This window comes from Paraclostridium sp. (assembly GCF_051656405.1).
Classification (GTDB): domain Bacteria; phylum Bacillota; class Clostridia; order Peptostreptococcales; family Peptostreptococcaceae; genus Paraclostridium.
The window spans coordinates 11,284-33,494 of sequence record NZ_JBOGBV010000073.1; the positions used below are offsets into that span (position 1 = coordinate 11,284).

Annotated in this window: 22 protein-coding genes and 8 tRNA genes; 1 reads left to right on the top strand and 29 read right to left on the bottom strand. The window is 27.9% G+C overall.

The window, feature by feature from the left end:
- Positions 1–5: 5 nt before the first annotated feature.
- From ACRDDE_RS11825 to ACRDDE_RS11880, 12 genes are all read right to left on the bottom strand, one after another.
- Positions 6–701: an ABC transporter ATP-binding protein gene (locus ACRDDE_RS11825; protein WP_438627543.1), complete on the bottom strand. Its 696-nt coding sequence runs from the start codon at positions 699–701 to the stop codon at positions 6–8.
- Positions 694–3,264, bottom strand: a complete 2,571-nt coding sequence (locus ACRDDE_RS11830; protein ID WP_438627545.1) for an ABC transporter permease — start codon at positions 3,262–3,264, stop codon at positions 694–696. Before ACRDDE_RS11830 ends, ACRDDE_RS11825 begins: the two co-directional genes overlap by 8 nt.
- A gap of 106 nt (positions 3,265–3,370) precedes the next feature.
- Positions 3,371–4,750 (bottom strand): ATP-binding protein, encoded by a 1,380-nt coding sequence (locus ACRDDE_RS11835; RefSeq protein ID WP_438627547.1) that lies wholly within the window; start codon positions 4,748–4,750, stop codon positions 3,371–3,373.
- Positions 4,744–5,460, bottom strand: a complete 717-nt coding sequence (locus tag ACRDDE_RS11840; protein WP_438627549.1) for a LytR/AlgR family response regulator transcription factor — start codon at positions 5,458–5,460, stop codon at positions 4,744–4,746. The genes ACRDDE_RS11835 and ACRDDE_RS11840 overlap by 7 nt, the downstream gene beginning before the upstream one ends.
- A 174-nt stretch (positions 5,461–5,634) precedes the next feature.
- Positions 5,635–5,710 (bottom strand) — tRNA-Val (locus ACRDDE_RS11845).
- Positions 5,711–5,716: 6 nt separating this feature from the next.
- Positions 5,717–5,791 (bottom strand) — tRNA-Glu (locus ACRDDE_RS11850).
- 24 nt (positions 5,792–5,815) lie between these two features.
- Positions 5,816–5,891: transfer RNA gene (locus ACRDDE_RS11855), tRNA-Lys, on the bottom strand.
- 9 nt (positions 5,892–5,900) lie between these two features.
- Positions 5,901–5,975: transfer RNA gene (locus tag ACRDDE_RS11860), tRNA-Thr, on the bottom strand.
- A 10-nt stretch (positions 5,976–5,985) separates the two neighbouring features.
- Positions 5,986–6,062: transfer RNA gene (locus ACRDDE_RS11865), tRNA-Asp, on the bottom strand.
- A gap of 7 nt (positions 6,063–6,069) precedes the next feature.
- Positions 6,070–6,145 (bottom strand) — tRNA-Val (locus ACRDDE_RS11870).
- A 6-nt stretch (positions 6,146–6,151) separates the two neighbouring features.
- Positions 6,152–6,226: transfer RNA gene (locus tag ACRDDE_RS11875), tRNA-Glu, on the bottom strand.
- A 12-nt stretch (positions 6,227–6,238) separates the two neighbouring features.
- A tRNA-Lys gene (locus ACRDDE_RS11880) sits at positions 6,239–6,314 on the bottom strand.
- A 293-nt stretch (positions 6,315–6,607) separates the two neighbouring features.
- Between ACRDDE_RS11880 and ACRDDE_RS11885 the strand changes: the two genes are divergently transcribed.
- Entirely contained in the window at positions 6,608–7,510 is a 903-nt protein-coding gene (locus ACRDDE_RS11885) for an acetamidase/formamidase family protein (protein ID WP_438627551.1), read from the top strand.
- Between the two features lie 71 nt (positions 7,511–7,581).
- Here ACRDDE_RS11885 and ACRDDE_RS11890 read toward each other — a convergent pair whose 3' ends face one another.
- The 17 genes from ACRDDE_RS11890 to ACRDDE_RS11970 form a co-directional block, all read right to left on the bottom strand.
- Positions 7,582–8,865, bottom strand: a complete 1,284-nt coding sequence (locus tag ACRDDE_RS11890; RefSeq protein WP_438627553.1) for an adenylosuccinate synthase — start codon at positions 8,863–8,865, stop codon at positions 7,582–7,584.
- 83 nt (positions 8,866–8,948) lie between these two features.
- Positions 8,949–9,239, bottom strand: coding sequence for a hypothetical protein (locus tag ACRDDE_RS11895; protein WP_438627555.1), 291 nt, complete (start codon positions 9,237–9,239; stop codon positions 8,949–8,951).
- 198 nt (positions 9,240–9,437) lie between these two features.
- The gene (dnaB, locus tag ACRDDE_RS11900; RefSeq protein ID WP_438627557.1) at positions 9,438–10,766 is read right to left on the bottom strand and encodes a replicative DNA helicase; all 1,329 of its coding nucleotides are present in this window, start codon (positions 10,764–10,766) and stop codon (positions 9,438–9,440) included.
- 23 nt (positions 10,767–10,789) lie between these two features.
- Complete coding sequence (gene rplI, locus ACRDDE_RS11905; protein ID WP_438627559.1) at positions 10,790–11,239, bottom strand: 50S ribosomal protein L9; 450 nt, start codon at positions 11,237–11,239, stop codon at positions 10,790–10,792.
- On the bottom strand, positions 11,239–13,239 hold the full coding sequence (locus ACRDDE_RS11910) for a DHH family phosphoesterase (protein ID WP_438627561.1): 2,001 nt from the start codon (positions 13,237–13,239) through the stop codon (positions 11,239–11,241). The genes rplI and ACRDDE_RS11910 overlap by 1 nt, the downstream gene beginning before the upstream one ends.
- Positions 13,240–13,248: 9 nt before the next feature.
- Positions 13,249–14,208: a YybS family protein gene (locus tag ACRDDE_RS11915; RefSeq protein ID WP_438627563.1), complete on the bottom strand. Its 960-nt coding sequence runs from the start codon at positions 14,206–14,208 to the stop codon at positions 13,249–13,251.
- 7 nt (positions 14,209–14,215) lie between these two features.
- The gene (locus ACRDDE_RS11920) at positions 14,216–14,536 is read right to left on the bottom strand and encodes a MazG-like family protein (protein WP_021428034.1); all 321 of its coding nucleotides are present in this window, start codon (positions 14,534–14,536) and stop codon (positions 14,216–14,218) included.
- 94 nt (positions 14,537–14,630) lie between these two features.
- On the bottom strand, positions 14,631–14,858 hold the full coding sequence (gene rpsR / locus ACRDDE_RS11925; protein WP_021127409.1) for a 30S ribosomal protein S18: 228 nt from the start codon (positions 14,856–14,858) through the stop codon (positions 14,631–14,633).
- 17 nt (positions 14,859–14,875) lie between these two features.
- A complete protein-coding gene (locus ACRDDE_RS11930; RefSeq protein ID WP_021434331.1) occupies positions 14,876–15,331 on the bottom strand; it encodes a single-stranded DNA-binding protein in 456 nt (151 codons plus the stop codon).
- A gap of 40 nt (positions 15,332–15,371) precedes the next feature.
- On the bottom strand, positions 15,372–15,650 hold the full coding sequence (gene rpsF, locus ACRDDE_RS11935) for a 30S ribosomal protein S6 (RefSeq protein ID WP_438627565.1): 279 nt from the start codon (positions 15,648–15,650) through the stop codon (positions 15,372–15,374).
- Between the two features lie 289 nt (positions 15,651–15,939).
- The gene (locus tag ACRDDE_RS11940) at positions 15,940–17,142 is read right to left on the bottom strand and encodes a PLP-dependent aminotransferase family protein (RefSeq protein ID WP_438627567.1); all 1,203 of its coding nucleotides are present in this window, start codon (positions 17,140–17,142) and stop codon (positions 15,940–15,942) included.
- A 62-nt stretch (positions 17,143–17,204) separates the two neighbouring features.
- Complete coding sequence (locus ACRDDE_RS11945; RefSeq protein ID WP_438627569.1) at positions 17,205–17,390, bottom strand: DUF951 domain-containing protein; 186 nt, start codon at positions 17,388–17,390, stop codon at positions 17,205–17,207.
- Positions 17,391–17,401: 11 nt separating this feature from the next.
- Complete coding sequence (locus tag ACRDDE_RS11950; RefSeq protein ID WP_021434333.1) at positions 17,402–17,665, bottom strand: DUF3343 domain-containing protein; 264 nt, start codon at positions 17,663–17,665, stop codon at positions 17,402–17,404.
- A gap of 86 nt (positions 17,666–17,751) precedes the next feature.
- The gene (gene yedF, locus ACRDDE_RS11955) at positions 17,752–18,342 is read right to left on the bottom strand and encodes a sulfurtransferase-like selenium metabolism protein YedF (protein WP_021427997.1); all 591 of its coding nucleotides are present in this window, start codon (positions 18,340–18,342) and stop codon (positions 17,752–17,754) included.
- A gap of 115 nt (positions 18,343–18,457) precedes the next feature.
- Complete coding sequence (locus ACRDDE_RS11960; protein ID WP_438627571.1) at positions 18,458–19,486, bottom strand: DUF5711 family protein; 1,029 nt, start codon at positions 19,484–19,486, stop codon at positions 18,458–18,460.
- A gap of 77 nt (positions 19,487–19,563) precedes the next feature.
- Positions 19,564–20,856, bottom strand: coding sequence for a helix-turn-helix domain-containing protein (locus ACRDDE_RS11965; protein ID WP_438627573.1), 1,293 nt, complete (start codon positions 20,854–20,856; stop codon positions 19,564–19,566).
- A 165-nt stretch (positions 20,857–21,021) separates the two neighbouring features.
- Positions 21,022–22,170 carry an aminotransferase class V-fold PLP-dependent enzyme gene (locus tag ACRDDE_RS11970; protein ID WP_438627575.1) on the bottom strand — a complete coding sequence of 383 codons (1,149 nt, stop codon included), beginning with the start codon at positions 22,168–22,170 and terminating at the stop codon, positions 21,022–21,024.
- Between the last annotated feature and the right edge of the window lie 41 nt (positions 22,171–22,211).

Here is a 22,211-nt window from a genome sequence, read left to right on the forward strand (position 1 = left end):
TAATATTAATTATTTATATTCAGCTTTCCATCTTTAATTTCAATACAAATATCTGACATATTAGCAATTTCATTATTATGAGTTATCATAACTAATGTTTGTCCAAAATCTTTTACACAACTTTCTAATAAATTCATAACTTCTTCTGTTGTTTTACTATCTAAATTTCCTGTTGGCTCATCTGCAAATATTATTTTAGGTTTATTGGCTAAAGCTCTTGCAATAGCTACCCTCTGTTGCTGACCTCCGCTTAATTCATTAGGAAATTTATTAATTTTATCTTTAAGCCCTAACTTATCAATTATACTGTCTATGTATTTTTTATCTACTTTTTTATCGTCTATAGATATTGGAAGTATTATATTCTCATATACATTTATAACTGGTATTAAGTTAAAGCTTTGAAATATAAATCCGAATTCTTCACTTCTTAATTTAGATAATTTATTTTCATTTAAAGTTGAGATATCTTTACCTTTTAATATTACTTTACCTGATGATACAATATCTAAACCTGCAATACAATTTAAAAGTGTACTTTTACCGCTTCCACTCGGACCTATTATAGCTGTAAATTTGCCTTTTTCTATAGATAAATTAATATCTTTTAATGCTTGTACTTTGTTATCACCTTTACCATATATCTTATTTAAATCTGTTATCTCTAATATATTTGCCACAAAATCCCCACCTTTATTCATTTGTACTCAACCCTTCTACTATGCTCATTTTTTCAATCTTCTTTTTACATAAAAATACTGCTATTAAACACATAATTATAGATACTATTAAAAATTCTACACTTTCAAATATCGGTAATGTAAAGTTCATAGCTTTTTCACTACCCAATAGTTCTTTACTTATTTCATTTGAAAGTTTTGTAAATTTATAAATACTCTGAGTAGCAATTATACTTGCCAATATAGATGCAAAAACTGCATACATTATATTTTCTTTTACAATCATATTTTTAAGTTTTTTAGGACTCATTCCTATAGCTTTTAATGTTGAAAGTTCCTTCATTCTAGTCATTATATTAGCTTTTATTATGCACAGTACATTTATAGATGATATTAATAATATTAAGCCTACAATTACTAATGTTTCTTTTGTAGTTCTTTCACTTTGCTTTATGTAGTAATTTTTGTAATTGTATTTACTTTCAAATTTTGAAAATGAATTATTTTTTATAAATTTTTCTATTTCATTTTGAGCTTTTTTATCAGTTCCTTTCTCAATTTGTATATTTAATTTATTATAATTTTCTCGTCCACTTATATTTTTAAAATCTTCTTCATTTAATACAACTTTTAATCCACGAGAAAGACCACCTTCTTTTAGAACGTAATCTCCATTTAAAATCCCAGCAACCTCTATTTTTTCATTTTTATATTCTAATTTATTATTTTTTGTAACAGGTATTTTTATATTTATTAAATCTCCTACTTTCATATCATTTAATAATTTTGTATTAGGAGAATGTTCCTGAATAGAATAAAAATAATTTGTTACTAAAGCTTTTGGATATTTACCTTTACTTTTCTCGGTTATGTTTTTTCCTTTTTCAATATATTGATTTAAGTTTTTTAAACTTTCATTGCTATTTCCTTCAAGTTCTACATATTCTTCTAAAATTTTTTTTTCATCATCTATACTATTTTCACTTTTATAATATTTAGTTACATCATTAGAATTAGTTATAAAAATTCCGGTTAACTCAATAATTGGTTTTACACTTTTTACCTCTTTTATATTTGATATTTTTTCTATTTCATCTTTACTAAATCTTGTAAAATTAGAATCTGCGTTATTAGGATTATGAGATAATTTTATATCACTATTTCCCATCATCATAAGAGGCATAGTCCTACTATCTAAGCTATTATCCATATCTTTTGAAGACGCTATTGTATCTATAAAAAGTACTCCTCCCAAACTTATAGATATAATACAAAGTATTGTTCTTATTTTATTTCTCCAAAAGTTTTTGTAAGCCATTTCTCCTGAAAATCCAAAAACCTTTCTTATTAATTTATAATAGAATCTATTTTTTTGTTTTTTATTAAATTTATCACTACTTCTAATAGCCTCTACAGGCGAAATTTTTCCACTTTTATATATTGGTACTAAACTTGATATAAACACAGCTAAAGTAGCCATTAACATAGGCTCATATATACTAGCTTTACTTATGTAAAGATTTACAAACCTCCCATAAATAATGTAAAATCCAGCATATGAAGCTAACATTCCTATCAAGAATCCAAATATAAGACCTAATGCCAATACGCTAATACTTTCTATCACAATCATAAATCTTACTTTCTTTTTAGATAAACCAATTGCTCTTAATATACCTATTTGTTTTGTCATATCTATAAGAACTATACTAAATATATTACATATAACTAAAGTTGCCGCTAACATTGGATATAACTTTCGCTTCATTGTATATGTTGTTCCCTTTGACATTGAGTAATCATCTAAAACTTGTGTTAGTGATACATTTACCATAAAATTTGATTCATTTGATCCATATTTATTTATAATTTCATAAGCTTTTCCAATATCTGGTCTAGATGAGTTTAAATATAAAGTACCACCATGAGTTACTAAATTATTTGGTAAAATAGATTCATTGATATTATCTTTAGTAAAAGCCTTTACTCCATAGTACTCATTTTCACTTGCATAACTACTTGAATCTTCATAGTAAGCATCAGGTTTTTTTACTATACCAACAAGTTTGAACTTTTTATCTTTACTAAATATTTGATTTTCATTATTTTTATCAACATAATATTTTACAATTTTAAAATCAATTTCTTGATTTAAATCATCACTTAAGCCCATTTCTTTTAATGCTTTTTGCTCTATAACTATTTCATTTGAATTTTTAGGATTACTTCCTTTCGATAATTGATATCCATATGAATCTATAAATTTATCGCTATATGAATTTAATTGAATTGACGTTCCGTTTTTTCCTACAATTTTACCTAGCCCCAAAATATCATTAACTTCAATTACTTCCTTATCTTTTTTAAACTTATTAACTATATCATCGCTTAAGTTGCTATATTCAACATGATAATCACTATAATTTTTATATGCTTCTTTTATTTCTAGTTTACTTTGTGTTTCTGGTATTACATTTAATGAAAATACTAATATTACAGCTAACGCTATACTTGTTATTAATGCGATAGTCCTTCCTTTTTGCTCTTTCATATAAGCAATTGCTAACTTAAAACTAATCTTCAAAATATACCCTCCCTTTTGTAATTCATATTTATGCCCCTAAAATCAAAAAATAAGGTGTTATCTTTTACGTTTAAAAGATAACACCTTATTTTTTTTGATTCAATATTTATAGTACAACTGGTACCTTTGTAGCCCCAACTGTCATGTTTTCATCTATAGGTATATAAATTTGTAATAAAAATTCATTCTCAAAATCCTCTATTTCTAAATCTCCATTATACTTTTTAAGTGAAGATTTAACACTTTTTAGTCCTATTCCATGAATAAATTTATCTTTCTTGCTAGTTATAATTTTACTATTTTTTATTTCTAATTTATTTGTTTTAGAATTTTCACAGCGTATAACATAATATGATTTAACAAGTGTTCCCCTTATTTTTATATATTTTTTATCCATAGAAGTTTTATTGCACGCTTCTATTGCATTATCTAATATATTTGAAAATATGCTACATACATCTGTCATTTCTATAAAATTACATTTAGAAAAATTAACATCACAAGTTAAATCTATATTATTTTCATTACAAATATTTTGTTTTTCATTTAATATAATATCTAATATCATATTCCCCGTATTATATATTTCTTTAAATTGTTTTAAATCTTTTCTAATATTATCTATATATTTGTTTATATCTTCTTTATCAGTACTCATATTATTTATACAAAGTATATGATTATTCATATCATGATAAAGCCTTTTAACTTTATTTTGAGATTCTTGAAGATTTAAATAATACTTATATTGCATATCTATTTTTTCTTTTAGTAAATTTTCTTCACTTTTTTCTTTAATATCTTTAATAGTTTTAAATACTATCATTAAAAGCAAAGTACTACTCGTAAAAGATAATTTTGGGGTTGCATTAAAATTAAATACATTAAGCTTGTTATAAGAATAATTCATTTTAAACATATATGTCCATGTAGGTAGGCTGTTCATAAATGCTACTGAAAGATTACTTATTATACATCCTATTATAATTATTACATTTATTTTTTCTTTATCCATACTTTTAAATCTTTTAATTATATTAATATATCCTATATTTATAATTATTAAAATCGTACTTACTATAATAGATATTATATTTAAATTATATTCTGATGTATTTGAAGAGTACCCGGAACGTCCTGTTACAATAAAAAAAACTATGTTATCTAGCAATTGCCATGTTATATAAGTTGCTGTAGTATAAGTTAAATAATATAATATTACTTTAAAATTACTTATTTTATAGTTTAATTTTATAAATAAAATAAACGATATCCATTTTAAGTTAATCATGAAACCATAGTATTGAGTTGCTCTATTAAATAAAATTATAGAATCTAAAACTCCAATTAACAAAAATACTATATCCAAATATCTGTTTTCATATCTTCTTTCTTCTAAACAATTTAATATTTTTATAAAAACAAAATATTCAATAAATGTAGATATGCCTATAATTAGCCTTGACATTAATTCACTTCTTAACATAATTTTTCTCCTAACAAACTTAAAAACTTATGCTTAAAATCTTTGAACCTATGCCTACTAACTAAAATCTCTTCTTTATTATCTAATATAGCTATATATTGTTTTATATTTTCTACATAATTTATATTTACTAAAAAACTTTTATGACATCTATAAAAATTATGGTTTTTTAATTCCTTTTCAATCTTATCCATGGTCATTTTAGTTTCATAAATTTTATTTTCTGTGTGTATAGTCATATCTTTTCTTTGAATTTCAATATAAGTTATATCTTCTATATTTATTTTGTAAGTTTCATTTTTATTTTCAACTAATATAAACTTATCTCTTTTATTTATAACTTCATCTATACAGCTCAAAATATGATTATTAAAATCATCATATTGTATAGGCTTTAATAGATATCTATAAGCTCTCACTTCGTATCCTTCTTGTATGTATTCAATAAGTGAAGTTGTAAAAATTATTTCTGGTTTATTTTTATCGATTTCCCTTATCTTTCTAGCTACATCCATTCCAGTTATCTCGTCCATCTGAATGTCTAGTATAAATATATCCGCATCTTGCTTATAATTATTAAGTAATTCCTCCCCAGTTGAATATATATTTAAATTGTAATCAATATCTTTTTCATATAATATATTTTTTAAAAATTTTTCTATCGTTTTTTGATGCTCTATTTGATCTTCGCATAAAATTATTTCTACCATAATATCCCCTGTATATATTTTTTATATGTTTATATAACCATTATACATAATTTGTAGATATTTCTTAAGTTATAATAATTTTTTATAATAAAAACTCGATTTGCTCTGAATTTATTATGTATATGTAATTTTTTTGAACACAAAAAAACTCTTAGATAAAATCCAAGAGTTTACTGGTGGGATTAACAGGGCTCGAACCTGTGACCCCCTGCTTGTAAGGCAGGTGCTCTCCCAGCTGAGCTATAATCCCAAATGCTGGTGACCCATAGGGGAATCGAACCCCTGTTACCGCCGTGAAAGGGCGGTGTCTTGACCGCTTGACCAATGGGCCATATTATATTTTTACAAAAAAAAATGGTGATCCATCCGCGACTCGAACGCGGGACACCCTGATTAAAAGTCAGGTGCTCTACCGACTGAGCTAATGGATCATCTTTTTTTGGAGCTAGTGATAGGAATCGAACCTACAACCTGCTGATTACAAGTCAGCTGCTCTACCGTTGAGCCACACTAGCAATGTGTGTTTGGCGACCTGGAAGGGACTCGAACCCTCGACCTCCAGCGTGACAGGCTGGCATTCTAACCAGCTGAACTACCAGGCCGCATATATGGTGGGATTAACAGGGCTCGAACCTGTGACCCCCTGCTTGTAAGGCAGGTGCTCTCCCAGCTGAGCTATAATCCCAAATATTGGTGACCCATAGGGGAATCGAACCCCTGTTACCGCCGTGAAAGGGCGGTGTCTTGACCGCTTGACCAATGGGCCTTACAAAAAAAATGGTGATCCATCCGCGACTCGAACGCGGGACACCCTGATTAAAAGTCAGGTGCTCTACCGACTGAGCTAATGGATCATCTTTGCTGAGATGTTGTTTCGACTTTTTTCTCTGCCGTATCAACAAATATTATTATATTAGCTTTATTAACTTTCGTCAATACTTTTTGTAAAATTTTTTAATTTTTTTAAGCAAATTATTTAAATACCCTATTTTTTAATGGTTTAATCCATTTATTTAAGTATGATTTTCAGAAAAATTTAGTAATTTTGTTAATTTCCTTATATTTTTTTAAAGATTATATTATAAAAATATTTTATTAATACTATTTGTAATATAATATTCTTATACTAAATAAAGGAGGTAAATTTATGAACTTCATAAACAAAGAAAATCATACATTTACATTTTCAAGCTTAAATAATCCAGTTCTTAAAGTAAAATCAGGAAGCAATGTAGTTTTTGAAACTCATGATTGCATGTGTAGCCAAATAACATGTAGTGATGACAATATGGATAGTATAGATTTTGATAGAGTAAATCCAGCAACTGGACCTTTATACATAGAAAATTCTATGCCTAACCAGACTTTAAAAGTTAGTATAAATTCTATTGAACTAAAAGGCAATGCTCTTGCCATGACAGGTCCTGGAGTTGGGGTTCTTGGTAATAAACTAGATACTATGACTCATAATATTTTAAAAATAGAAAATGAAAAAGCTTTATTTAATAATTTAGAACTTCCTTTAAACAAAATGATTGGTGTTATAGGTGTCGCCCCAAGCGATAATAAGTCTATAAATTGTGGAACTCCTGGTAGTCACGGTGGTAACATGGACTGTAAGATTATAGCTGAGGGTTCTAGTGTATATCTTCCTATATCAGTAGAAGGATCTTTATTATCTCTTGGAGATATCCATGCTGTTATGGGTGATGGTGAGATCGGAGTAAGCGGAGCTGAAATAGGAGCTCTAGTTGATGTAAAAGTTGAAGTAATAGATAACTTAACAATAAAGAATCCTATCTTAGAAACTGAAGATGCTTATTATACTGTAGCTTCTGCTGAAACTTTGGATGAGGCTTATGAAATCGCTATCGAAAATATGTTTGATATTTTACTTCCTAAATGCAACTTATCTAAAAATGATTTAGTTATACTAATGAGTTTAACTAGTGATATAGAAGTTTGCCAAGTTGTTGATCCTTTAAAAACTATTAGATTTAAAGTTAAAAAATATATTTTAAATCAATTAAATATAGATAAATTAATATAAAAATAAAATAAAGCTATGTTAAAACATTATATAATGTTTTAACATAGCTTTTAGTTTTATATATTATAAAATTAGAATATATTTTTTCTTACTATAGTTTGAGCTCTGTTTGGTCCAACTGAAACCATGTCTACATTTACTCCAACTAACTCTTCTATTTTAGCTATATATTTCTTAGCATTTTCAGGAAGTTCTTCATATGTTTCCATACCTGTTAAATCTTCAGACCATCCTTCTAACTCTTCATATATAGGCTCGCACTTAGCTAAATCTTCTAATGAAGCTGGGAATTCTCTTAATACTTTGTCTCCCATTTTGTAAGATGTACATATTTTAACTGTATCAAACCCAGTTAAAACGTCTAGTAACATTAAAGATATACTAGTTAACCCATTAACTCTAGCAGCATATCTAACTATTACAGCATCAAACCATCCACATCTTCTTGCTCTACCTGTAGTTGTTCCAAACTCTCTTCCTTGAGTTCTTATCTTGTCCCCTGTTTCATCGTTTAACTCTGTAACAAATGGTCCTTCTCCAACTCTAGTAGTGTAAGATTTTACTATACCTACAACATCTTTTATCATATTAGGTCCAACACCAGCTCCTACAGAGAATCCTCCTGATGTAGGATGAGAAGATGTTACGAACGGATACGTTCCTAAATCTAAGTCTAGTAATGTACCTTGAGCTCCTTCAAATAAGACTTTCTTTCCTGCTTTTATAGCTTCGTATACAACAACTGATGTATCATCTACGTAAGATCTTATTTGCTCTGCATACCCTAAGTATTCATTATATATAGCATCGAAGTCAAACTCTTCTGCTCCATATATATTTTTAACTATTTTATTCTTAGCATCTATTTGAGCTTTTAATTTTTTAGCAAATACATCTTTATCCATTAAATCACATATTCTTATTCCAGATCTCTCTGTTTTATCCATGTAACAAGGCCCTATACCTTTTTTAGTAGTACCTATTTTATTATCTCCTCTAGCCTCTTCAGCTAAAGCATCTAATTCCTTGTGATATGGGAATATAACATGTGCTCTATCACTTATTTTTATATTTTTAGTATCTATATTATCTGCGTTTAATTTAGCTAACTCTTCTAAAAATCCTTTTGGATCAAATACTATTCCGTTACCTATTACATTTATAGTTTCTGGATTTAATACTCCTGATGGTATTAGGTGTAATGCATATTTCTTTCCATCAACAACTAATGTATGACCTGCATTATTTCCACCTTGTCCTCTTACTACTACATCAGCTTGTGTAGCTAAATAGTCTATAACTTTACCTTTACCTTCGTCTCCCCATTGAGAGCCTACTATAGCAACAGTCTTCATATTAATTCACCTCTAATTATTTTATTCGAACACTTACTTTCTTATTTTACCAAACATTCGCTTTATTTTCAAAACATTTTTTATTAACCTATTTTATTTAGTATGTATTTTTCCACATATTCTAAGTTTTCTAGAAGTTTTATTTCATGTTCATTAGTTTCTATAAATCTAACTATATCATTTACATTGTTAGCCTTTTTTACTAATTTATTATCTCCTGTAAATGTATTTGTGATGTATATTTTTACTTTATTATTTTCTTTAATACCATATACAACTATAGTTTCTTTATCTTTATTATCAATTATTCTACATATATTGATTTCCTTGTTTATAAACTCTGTATTTGGATATATATATACTATATTTATCATTTTTTCTCCCCCGTTGAAAAAATTATACTAATTATAAGAAAGCAAGCTAAATTAGCTTGCTTTTTTAATTTGACTTTTATCCACTATTTATCCACAGAGCATCTGTGGAAACTGTGGATATCGTTTCGATGCTTTAAAATAAAAATATCCACATATGATTATTTTTTATAAAATTATCAACATGTGGATATTCTTTTATTACATTTCTCTAGCTTTATTTGCAAATTTTTGTATTTCACCTAACCAAACAAGTTCAACTGATCCAGTTTCCCCATGTCTATTTTTAGCAATTATAATTTCTCCTATATTCTTTCTTTCTGAATCAGGATGATAATATTCATCTCTGTATAGGAACATTACTATATCTGCATCCTGCTCTATAGCTCCAGATTCTCTTAAATCGGATAACATAGGTCTATGGTCTGATCTTTGTTCTGGTGCACGTGATAACTGAGATAATGCTACTACAGGACAATTTAATTCCTTAGCTATTATTTTCAAAGATCTAGAAATTTTCGATATTTCTTGTTGTCTACTTTCATTACCTCCATCACCTTCCATAAGTTGAAGGTAATCTATAAGAATTAGGTCTAAACCTTTTTCAATTTTTAATTTTCTACACTTTGATCTTAATTCACCTATTTTTATACCAGGTGTATCGTCTATATATATGTTGGCATTAGATAAAACAGACATAGCATCTATAATTCTAGGCCAGTCATTTTCATCTAAGTTACCAGTTTTTATCTTTTTCAATTCTACATGAGATTGTGCAGATAACATACGTTGAACTAATTGTTCTTTTGACATCTCTAAACTAAATACAGCTACAGATGCATCACCTTTAAGTGCTGCATTTTGGACTAAGTTAAGAGAGAGTGCTGTTTTACCCATTGCAGGACGCGCTGCAACAAGTATTAAGTCCGTTCTTTGTAGTCCATTAGTTTTCTTATTCAAATCGTCAAATCCAGTAGTTATTCCTGTTATATCTTCCTTACTAGTATATAACTTTTCTATCATGTCATATGTATCCATAAGTACTGAATTTATAGTTTGGAAATCTTCACTAGATTTTTCTTGAGATATATCAAATATTCGCTTTTCTGCCTTTTCTAAAATGTCTTCTACTTTTATTGAACTATCATATCCTAAGTTTAATATATCATTAGATACTCTTATAAGCTTTCTTAAAACTGATTTCTCTTTTACTATATCTGCATAATACTTAACATTAGAAGTTGTAGGTACTATAGTAGATAAGCTAGTTATATAGCTTATTCCTCCTATATCTTCTAGATGACCTTGCTTCTTTAACTCTTCAGTAAGAGTTATTAAATCTATAGGTTCATTTTTATTGTTTAGCTTCATCATGCACTCATAAATAATTTTATGAGCTTCTTTATAAAAATCTTCAGGTTTTATAGTTTCTGTAACAGTTATTATAGCTTCTTTATCTAATAGTATAGATCCTAGTATAGATTGCTCAGACTCCACACTATGTGGAGGAATTCTACCTATATCCTCCATTTATCTCACCTCTAGTGTCTTTCTTATTGTTTTTCTTTCACGTCTACTCTCATTTTAGTAACTACTTTTTGATGTATTTTTATTTCAACAAATCTTGAACCTAAAACTCTTATAGGCTCATCTAATATAACTTTTCTCTTGTCTACATCTATTCCATGCTCTTTTTTTATTTGAGCAGCTATATCTTTAGATGTTATAGAACCGAATAATCTTCCACCATCACCAGCTTTAGAATACATAGTTATATTCATTTCTTCCATTTTCTTTCCTAATTCAACTGCTGCTTCATATTCTTTTTGCTCTTTTATTTGTTGAGATGTTTGTTTTTCTTTTAATTCTTTTAACTCTGTATTTCCAGCTTGAACTGCTAATTTTTTAGGGAATAAAAAGTTTCTAGCGTATCCATCACTAACTTCCTTTATATCACCTTTTTTTCCTGTTCCTTTTATGTCTTTTAATAATATAACTTTCATTACTCTTCTTCCTCCTCTAGATATTGTGTTATGATGTCTGATACCATCTTATATCCTTCTTCTAAAGATACTCCTTCAAGTTGAGCTCCTGCTATATCAATGTGACCTCCGCCACCTAGTTTTTCCATTAATACATGTACGTTAATAGACCCTAATGATCTAGCACTTATAAATATAGTTCCTGATTTTGTTTTTCCTAATACAAATGATGCTTCTACATCTTTTATACTTAAAAGTTCATCTGCAGCTTGAGCTACAACTACATTTATATTATTTATATCCGACTTGCAGTAAGCTAAACATATCTTATCATTTATAACTTTAGTGCTTTGAATTATCTCTGCTTTCGTTACAAAATCTTCTAAATTAGAGTTAAATAACTTCTTAACTTCTATTGTGTCTGCTCCTGCTTTTTTCAGATATGATGCTGCTTCAAATGTTCTAACTCCTGTTTTAAATGCAAAGTTTTTAGTATCTAAACTTATACCTGCCATTAATCCTTCTGCTGTTAATTTATTTATCTTAACATCCTCTTCCATATACTGAACTAATTCTGTTACCATCTCACAAGTTGATGATACATAAGTTTCATGGAATAAAAGAACTGTATCATTTATAAATTCGACCCCTCTTCTATGGTGGTCTATAACAACAATTTTATCAGATATAGCTAATAATTCAGGACATTCAGTAAAGTTAGGTCTATGAGTATCAACTACGATTACCAATGTGTCCTTAGAACAATTTTTAATAGCATCTTCTCTTGACATAAATATATTATTGTAGTAATCAGATTTTTTCAATCTACCTACAAATTCGTCAATAGAATCGTTGGAACTATTTAAAACTATATGTGCATTTTTATTACATGACTTACATATATCATAAATACCTCCTGCGGCTCCCATTGCGTCCATATCAGGATATTTATGTCCCATTATATATATATTCTTGCTTTCTAATATAATCTCTCTTAGAGCATGACCTATAAGTCTTGATTTAACTTTAGTTTTCTTTTCTACGGCTTTAGATTTACCTCCGTAGAATATAGACTTATCTTTAGTTTTTATTACGGCTTGATCTCCACCTCTACCAAGTGCTAAGTCTAATGCTCCTTTTGCTAATTTGAAATTATCATTAATTGTTTTTCCTTCTATTCCTATACCTATACTTATTGTTACAGGTAAATTATTTTCTTGGTCAATTTCTCTTATTTTATCTAATATAGAGAATTTATCTGCTTCTAATTTGTCTAATTCATTTTTACTTAAAACTAAAAAGTATTTGTCATTAGCCGTTTTTTCAAGCGCACCGTTGCAACTTGATTCTAATGACGCTAATATTTTATCGATATCTACATTTATTAAAGGTCTTCTTTCTTCAGGAGCACTTTGTAATACTTCATCATATCCATCTACTTGTATAGTAGCTACTACATTTTTTTCTTCTTCATACTTACTTTTTAAATCTAAGTAGTCAGTTTTATCAATCCAGTAAAGCATCATTAAATATTTAGTTTTTTCTTCTTGATCACTTTTTATAATATTATAAACTATAGTGTACTGTCTTCCATTATAGTTTATATCGGTATATAACTCTTTATTTTCATTTAATACTTTTCTTAAGTTTATATTTTTAACAAGAGTTTCTATGTTCATACCTAAGGTATCTTCTTTTTCTGTCATTTCATGGAACTTAGCATTGTACCATGTAACACTACCATCAAACTCTAAAATACATAAAGGTATTGGCAAGTTTAGTATAGCTTTTTTTGTTACTTCATCAATATCTACAGCTAAATCTTGAATATACTTATTCCATTCTTTTCTTCTTATATCTCTTGTTCTCCAGTTATGAAAAACAATATATATAAAGGCAGCAAATACAAGAGCACCTATATATATATTGTAATACATTAATATAAGACTAAGAATCCCAATAACCACTATGTATGCATTTATTTCTGGCATATTAAATTTAAAGGTCGACTTATTAAACATTTCTACCTCCTAAGTGGATTTGTAGTTTCTTACCTTTCTAAAATCAATTGCACTGTCTAACATTCCTACAAAGCTCAAAATCATGGATCCTGATAATAGAATTACTGCTATTACTGCAAATACTATTTTACCTGGCGATTTATCTTTCCATCTTTTTATAAAGTAAATAGACACTGATACACCTTGTATTAAAAATAGTATACTAAATACCAATTGAATATTTAACATTATTGAATCTGTATAAAGTCCTATATTCAGCATCTCTAAAAACATAACTAATAAATATAATATTAGTGATGTTACTATAGCATTTCCTGGTAAATAAAACTCCGAAAATTTTGGTAAATCGTAATTCAATATTTTAGTTCTTCTTAAAATAAAGGCTTCTACATAATATGTTATTAATGATGCTATTATGCTATACATAAATAACACTGTAGGCATCATGTTTTGGAACATATTAATCATATCTTTTGCTGTTATATTTTCTTTAGGCATCATATTAGCACTTTCCATAATAGAAAACTGAACTTCTACTGTTGCTTTTATAGTTTTTGATATATCTGCTAATAAGTCTATATTAAATAACAGTTTTGACATTCCAAAAAATACAATTATAGATAGTATAAATGCTATCGTTCCAAAGTATATAGGCGTAAAGCTTTTATTTTCATCTTCTACTTTGCTATCTTGATTGATTCTATATCCCACTGCTATCCCTGGTAACATACACATTATAAGTAAATTTAAAGCATATACTACGTTTACAGTTAATACCAATATAAAAAAAGAGGATATAGCTGAAATTAATGCATACTTATATCCTGAAGTTGTTGATATTATAGCATATGGAACAGGAAGAATAAGCGCAAGTAACCCTAAAAACGGAATGTATGCTGCACCAAGACAAAGCACTATGCCTATAGCAGTAATTATTGCCGCTTGAGTTAATTTAGCTCTATTATTCAAATTAATATCACTCCCTATTGTCTAAGTAATTTTTAAGATTAGATAAATCTCCATACCATCGTTCTACACTATGGTCTTCCTCTATTCCATCCTTTATCTTTTCCTTTATTTTATAATCTATTTCCTTAAAGCTAATTCCAAGTCTCTTTGATAGTAAATATGTAACCATAACTATATTAGCTAGAGTATCTTGTAAAATCTGATCTACAGGTCTTGTCCCTTTAAATAAAAGGTTAAATAAGTCCCCCAGGCTTATTATTAATTCTGTTTTCATCCATTCAATAATTTTTATGTTCTTCGTTATCTCTGAGTTTTTATCTAGTCTCACTATGTCCCCCCTCCTTAATATATAAATATTATATCATAAATCATAGTAGTTTTAACCAATAAAAAAACGAGCCCCCTAAAGGCTCGTCCTTTTCTTAGTCTAATGTATATGGTAATAAAGCTAAGTTTCTAGCTCTCTTTATAGCAACTGTTAATTCTCTTTGATGCTTAGCACAAGTACCAGCTATTCTTCTAGGTAATATTTTACCTCTTTCAGTTACGTATTTTTGTAATCTTTGAGTGTTTTTGTAGTCTATCTTAGCATTTTTATCTGCACAGAATTGACAAACTCTTTTTTTCTTACGTCTCTTCTTGTTTATCATGTCTTTTTCCCTCCTTTTTAGAATGGTATATCATCATCATCTATAGCTTGGAATCCTTGAGGATCTAATCCTGCAGGCTCAAAGCTTGGTTCGAAACTAGGTTCGAATCCTTGATTCTGATTTTGATTTGGATATGGACTATCCGATCTATTTTTATTACTATCTAAGGCTTGTATATTTCGAGCACTTACCTTAGTGAAAGTTCTTTTTTCTCCTGATTGAGTTTGATAATTATCTACTCTTATCGAACCTTGTATAGCAACTAATCTACCTTTTGATATATAGTTTGCACAAAATTCAGCAGGTTTACCCATTACCTCAACCGGTATAAAATCAGTATCTTTGCTACCATCTTTTTTAGTGAAATCTCTATCAATGGCAATACTGAATGATGCAACGGCTGTTCCTGTTCCTGGGATATATCTTAACTCAGGATCCTTCGTTAATCTTCCCACTAGCACAACATGATTCATATAAACACCGCCTATTTACGTAAAATTTATATAGTAGTTATTAAGCAACAACTATCATATGTCTTATTACGTTCTCGTTTATCTTTAAGTTTCTGTCTATTTCCTTAGGAACTTCAACACCTGACTTAAAGTTAACTAATACATAGTAACCTTCAGTGAACTTAGCTATTGGGTATGCTAATTTCTTAGTACCCCAAGTATCTACAGTTGTAACTTCACCTTCAGTAGCTATAACTTCTTTAACCTTGTTTAATACAGCTGCTTTTGTTTCTTCATCTGCATTAGGCTTTACTACGAAAACTAATTCATAATTCTTCACACGATTCACCTCCCTTTGGACTTACGGCTCTGCTGCGCAGAGCAGAGAAATGAGATTTATAATCTCACACTTTACACATTTTATCACTAATAAAATTAATTGTCAATTTTATTTTATTTCATACTAAAATTGGAAATATTAATATTATTAGAAAAAATAAAATCTAAAATTAATATAGTATAAAGATTTTTATTTTGTTAATCCTATAAGTTATAACCCCATAACCTTAATATATTTCATCTTAATCTCCCCTAAAAAAAAATAGTGACCAAAAGGTCACTATTTTTTTTTAAGCATTTGCATCTTGAGCTAAAGCATCTTTTAATACATCTGCTAATCTCTTCATACCTTCAACTATTTTTTCATCAGGCATATTAGAGTAATTTAATCTGAATGTATTTTGGTTTCCTCCATTAGGGAAGAATGATCCTCCTGGAACATAAGCAACATCTTTTTCTAAACATTTTTCCATTATTTTTTTTGCATCTAAATGTTTTGGTAGCTCTACCCAAGTGAATAATCCACCTTCTGGATATGTATGTTCTATTCCTTCTGGGAATGTTTCGTCCATTGTTTTTAACATTAAATCTCTACGTTTACTATAAACTGATTTTATATTCTCAACATGAGCATCTAAATCATAAACATCTATAAATTTACTTATTTCTCTTTGTGATATTGTAGATGCTTGTAAATCTGCTCCTTGTTTAATAAATATGAACTTCGATAATAGTTCTTCAGAAGCAGCAACCCAACCTATTCTGTATCCTGGGCAGAATATTTTTGAGAATGATCCTAAAAACATAACTAGTCCTTTTTCATCCATAGCTTTTAATGATGGTAATATTTCCCCTTCAAATCTTAATTCTCCATATGGATTATCCTCTACTACTGGCATTTCAAACTTATTTATGACATCCATGAATCTTTCACGTCTTTCCATAGACCATGTCTTTCCTGTTGGATTTTGGAAGTCAGGTATAACATATATCATTTTTACATTTTCTGTTGTTTCTAAAATCTTTTCTAGTTCTTCAATTATCATACCATCTTTGTCAGTTGGTACTTCTATAAATTTAGGACAATAAGCTTTAAAAGCATTAAGTGCACCTAAGTATGATGGACTTTCTACTAAAACTACATCTCCTTCATCTAAGAAAATTTTACCTGCAAAATCTAAACCTTGTTGAGATCCACTTGTTATTAATAGATCGTCTTTTGATACATTAGTTTTTAGCTTTCTATTCATTCTTTCAGCTATGTGCTCTCTTAAAGGTCCAAATCCTTCTGTTGTAGTATATTGAAGAGCTTCTCTTCCTGATTCTTCTAATACCATTCTTGATATTTCTTTCATTTCTTCTACTGGAAATAATTCAGGAGCTGGAAGTCCGCCTGCAAAAGATATTACTTCAGGTTTCTCTGTCAATTTTAAAAGCTCACGAATCTCAGATCCTTTTAATCCATCCATTCTTTTTGCAAATTTGATAGCCATAATTAAGTTCCCCCTTGGTAAAATGTTTTCCCACTTTAATTATAGCAAAAGAAAACGCTTTTTTACAAGCCTTTTACTTTTTTTATTCTTTTTTCTAAAGTTTCTCTATCTAACATCAGCATTCTATCACACTTTAAGCACTTTATTTTAAAGTCCATTCCTGCTCTAGTTATTTCAAATTCTTTACATCCACATGGATGTGGCTTCTTTAGTTCTACAACATCTCCTACATTTATCTTCATTGGCATTTGGATCACTCCTATCTTAATTTAGTTACTTCTTTTTTTCCTCCGGCTACTCTATTTACTTTGAAAATCCCATTATATAAAATTTCATTTTCTTCTAAAGATTCTACAACTACATCCATATCCTCTTTTAAAAATCTAACAGATATTCCACAACTAGAACTTATTTCTCTAGGTGTTGGTAAAGTGGTTACCTTTAAATCTTTTTCGTTTAAAACTTTATCTGTTCTTATTGCATGGTGTGTTGAGTTAAAAGCTACTATATACATTTCGTTCATTTTTCTGTATTCCTTTCCTAATGTCTTTATTTTTTGATTTTATATAAGTAAAGACTACATAAACTTTGTCATGTAGTCTTTATTATTTATATAGATATAGTTTTTGATGAATTGTTCATTGATTCTACAATTGTGTACATATTTGTTACAGTTCCAACTTTTAATTCTTCTTTTAATCCGTAGTAATCTAAGCATGTTCCACAAGATAATATTTCAACACCTGCATCTTGTAGTATTTTCAGATTTTCTACTGTTGCTTCATTTTCTGTTGTCAACTTTATTCCGCTATTAACAAATAATATACTTTTTGGATATGGCTTACTTTCTGTTAAAGTATATATATATCCTTTTATAAGTACCTGTCCTAATTCATCATTTCCAGTTCCCATTTTATCTGAGTTTATAAATATACATGTATCCGCTAAAGACTCTTGTGATTTTTCTTCTATTATAACATTTTCACCTTTTATAATCTCTATACAAATAGAATCTTTTTCTGTTTTTAATACATTTGCTTCTAAATTCATTGATTTTGCTAATTTTAATATATTTTCCTTAGCAATCTCATTATCTACAGTTACTTCTACAACCCCTTGTTCAATACTATCTAATTTTTTTTTAGTATTTATAACCGGTTTCGGACATGCCAGTCCTTTTGCATCTAACTCTATTCTCATAAATACTCATCTCCTTAATATAATACAATACTCCCTTAATTTTAACATATATAGACATATTTTGTTATAGATTATTCCTATACCATAGATTTAAATTATTTCATTATCCTATTGTCTATTTAACTTTTAATATTTGTATTTTTTTATCCAATTCAACACCTAGAGTTGAGTCATTAATCAACATTATGCTTTTTATATCTTTCTCAAAATCTTTTAATTCTTCACCTTTTTTATTAATTATTTTATTGTCTTTATACAATATAAAGTTATCTTTCATATTAACGATACCATCTATATATTCAATATTACTTGATCTAGATATGTCTTCAATTTTTTTACCTATATGTTTTATATTATTATTTTCTTCTATAATATAAATTCCATCACTATTTATATTGCTATAATATTTTATATTTTTAACATCAAATTCATCGATTACCTTTAAATTATAATCTACTCTACTTATTCTATTTTTTTCAATTAAGTAAATATTATCCTTTTGTACTATGCTATCTAAAATAACAGAGTCTTTTATACTTTTTTTATCTTTTAAGTTTCCGTTGTAATCGTAATGAGTTATTGTGCTTTCTAAATCTTTTTCAGTTTTTAAATCACACACGTATATACCTTGTGATGTATATTCTATATCAGTTAGCTTTCCATCTAAATCTAAGTTTTTCTGTAAATTCCCCTCAAAATCGTAAATATTTATACTATCTTTATTTTCTTTTTTATATGCATACACATATGAATCATTATCTAAACTTATATACATAAGTCCATTATTTGGTACATTTTTTTTAAAAACAACTTTTCCAGTTTTATTTATGCTATATATAATATTTTTATCTTTATCTAATACATCTATATATTTATTACTATCTACTCTTAAATTTTTTATATTTAGATTTATCTTAAATATTTCTTTTCCATTTTCATCTACACTTTTTAATGTCTTTCCATCATAATATACAATATTATCTTCATATTCTACACAATTAAACTTTTCGCTAACCTCTATACTTTTTTTATCTTGTATTTTTACAGGTTTTTTACCTAATTTTTGACTAACACTCCCTATTGTCTTAGGATTTATTAAAACTATTATAATTAATACAATTATTAATAACCATTTCTTTTTCACATCTAATCCCCCCAAGCCCATTTATACCTAATATTTTCTATATAAAAATAAAAGACTCCTTTTATTAAAGAGTCTTTTTAAATAATTTCTAAGTTTTTATATAAACAAACACCTTTTTGATAATACTCAAGTTCTTTTTCTTTTGAGATATCTGTATATAGTTGACCTAATTCTATATATAAGTCTGCAAGAGTTTTCCTGTCGTTTAGTTCATTTACTATATTTATACATTTTAGTATATATTCTATTGCCATTTTAATATTTTCTTCTTTTTTGTATATTTGAGAATAATATTTAAGAGCTTTATATTCAAAATACTTATTTTTATTTTTTATTGAACTAGCTAGTGCTAACTTTGAATACTTTCTAGCTTCTTCATAGTTTTCTAATTGAATGTATGATTGTATTATTTTTATAATAACATTAATTGAACATTCATCTTCATCATATTTCTTTATTTCATAAGCTCTTTTTGAATAATCTAATGCTTTTTCACTGTCGCCTATATTTTCATAAACTTCACATACTCTTAAATATACATTAGCTAATTCATTCTTATTATCTTCTTCTTCTAAAAGTTCTAAAGCTAATCTAAATTGCTGCTTAGCTTCTTCATATTTACCCATACCCATTAGTTTATTTGCTTTAGATACCATTAACTCTGCTTCTTCTTTTGTGTTAACTGTTATATCTAAGTTTTTAATTTTTTCTATATACTCTAAAGCTTCATCATCTTTTTTTATTTGTGTATAACAAAATGATATGTTACTGTATAAATCTTTCTTAACACTTGAATCATTTAGTTTATTTTCTTCTAATATATCTTCAGCAAATTTAAAATTACTTACTGCTCCTTTATGGAAATTCTCTTCCATATAAATCTTACCTATGTTTATATAACATCTAGCTATATTCTCTTTATCATTGTTTTGTATGAAAAAGTATAATGATTTTTCAAAGTTAATTATAGCAGCATTATAATCTTTTTGTTTTAGATTTATAGTAGCAAGTAATAGAGTACATCTCCCATAATTATCTATTAATTGATACTTTGTACATATCGACATAACTTTATTTATTTCTTCTTTTGCTTTTTCTAACTCTTTGCATTTTATATAAATTTCACTTTGTATTATTAAATTATCAGTTATCTTTTTAGCTTGCATTTCCTTTGTTTCTAGTAAATAGTCTACACTTACACCAAGGCGGCTTGCTAAGTATTCTAATAACTCATAACTAGTGTATGACTTGTCTCTTTCTATATGACTAATTTGAGCTGCAGTAATTCTTTCTCCAGCTAGTTCTTTAAGCGTTAAGTTTTTTTCTTTTCTTAATTTCTTAATTTTTTCTCCTAAGCTTAAAATTTCCATGCCTGTCCCCCCTAGAAAACATTTTCTTATAATAAAATTATAACTTATATTTATCATAAATACACTAATTTATTTTTTTAGTCGTCATTTATTTTTAATTTAGTACATAAAAATACAGGTGATTCCCCCTTATAGCTATACTACTCAGGTAAATCACCCATATTTTTACATATTAATTTCTTTTTCTATTTCTATCAAAGCTTCGACAGTTTTATCTATTTCCTCTTTTGTATTAAAGTATCCAAAACTAAATCTCACAGTACCTTGTATAAGAGTTCCTAGCGTCTCATGAGTAAGAGGCGAACAATGAATTCCTGATCTTGTAGCAATATCATACATATCATCTAACAAGTATGTTAATTCTCCTGAATCTATATCTCCTATGTTTATAGAAATTACAGCTGCCCTTTTTTTGCTATCTAAAGGACCATATATTTTAATATTAGGAACTTCATTTAGTTTTTTAAGCATATAATCACATAATTCTTCTTCATGATGTCTAATTTTATCTATTCCTGTTTCTAAAACAAACTTAACACCTGCATTTAAACCTGCTATACCAGGTGTATTGTGAGTTCCTGACTCATATCTATCAGGCATCATATTAGGTTGGAATAAATCTTCTGAATTACTACCTGTTCCACCTTCTTTTAATATATCAATATTAAGCCCTTCTCTTATATATAAAATACCTGTACCTTGTGGCCCAAGTAAACATTTATGACCTGGAGCTGCTATCATATCTACATTTAACTTCTGAACATCTACATCATAAACCCCTAATGTTTGAGATGCATCCACTAAGTATACTATATTATTTTCTTTAGCTATATTACCTACAGATTCTATATCAATAATAGTTCCACATACATTTGATGCATGAGTTGTAACAACCAATTTTGTATTTGATTTTATTGCTTTTCTTATATCTTCAGGATCTAATTGTCCATATTTATCACATTTAACAATAGTATTTTCTACTCCTTTTTTCTCTAAAGACTTTATAGGTCTTATTACTGAGTTATGCTCAATACTCGTTGTTATAATATGATCTCCTGGTTTAACAACTCCTTTTATTGCAAGGTTTAAAGAGTCTGTAGCATTATGTGTAAATACTATATTCATAGGATTCGATATATTTAAAAGCTTAGCTATATTCTCTCTACAATCATAAATCTCTCTTCCTGCTCTCATAGCTAGTTTATGACCAGCTCTCCCTGGATTAGCTCCATAAGTTTCCATACAATCTAAAACTGCACAATATACTTCCTTAGGTTTTGGAAATGTAGTTGCTGCATTATCTAAGTAAATCATATTAAGTCCCCTCTCTTATGCTTCTTGTCCTTCTAACAATA